Origin of the sequence: Porphyromonas sp. CAG:1061, assembly GCF_000435035.1 — a bacterium.
Classification (GTDB): Bacteria; Bacteroidota; Bacteroidia; order Bacteroidales; family Porphyromonadaceae; genus Porphyromonas_A; species Porphyromonas_A somerae.
Genome location: NZ_HF988806.1, coordinates 1 through 720 on the forward strand (window position 1 = coordinate 1; position 720 = coordinate 720).

The window sequence follows — 720 nt, forward strand, 5'->3', positions numbered from 1 at the left end:
CTACAACAAATCGGACCTCTCCGAGGTCCTTACCCGTCTGTCCTGTACAAGCTAATCATATCAATACTATAACATGAGTAGATACCTCTAATGCGTAACCCTTCATTGGTGTGGCCACTACAATAAATACTCTCGGGAGAATTGGGTATCTTTGTCGGCGTTAGAGGCAATAATAGAGATATGAATACCAACCGCAGATATACCATCGCCGTAGACTTTGACGGCACCATTGTGACGCATGAATACCCAAAGATCGGCACTGAGATACCCGGTGCTGTAGAGGCACTCAAAGAGCTCTTGAGAGAGGGGCATCGGCTGATCCTATGGACTGTCCGTGAGCGAGAACTCCTAGAGGAGGCGCTGGCATGGTGCGAAGAGCGAGGGTTGGTCTTTTATTCGGTCAATAGCAACTTCCCCGAGGAGACACTCGAGGATCGCCACTTCTCACGCAAACTGAAGGCCGATATATTTATCGACGACCGCTCCATCGGAGGGCTGCCCGACTGGCCAAGTATGCTCCAGATGATTCGTGAGCAAACTCCTTTCAAAACCCCTATGACCCCACAATTCACCCCTCAGATCGACGATACCCACCGTGAGATGATGGAGCGCTACCAACACGGCTCTCGACCTAAGCGTGGCGGTCTCTTCTCCAAGCTCTTCAAGTAATCCCATCATGATTTTTTGGTTTCGGACTATCTAGCTGAGAAGTAAGAGGTT

General features: G+C 49.9%; 1 protein-coding gene. It reads left to right on the forward strand.

What is annotated here, in order from left to right:
• Nucleotides 1-180: 180 nt before the first annotated feature.
• Nucleotides 181-669, forward strand: coding sequence for a BT0820 family HAD-type phosphatase (locus QVO39_RS00080; RefSeq protein WP_021902491.1), 489 nt, complete (start codon nt 181-183; stop codon nt 667-669).
• Nucleotides 670-720 lie beyond the last annotated feature (51 nt).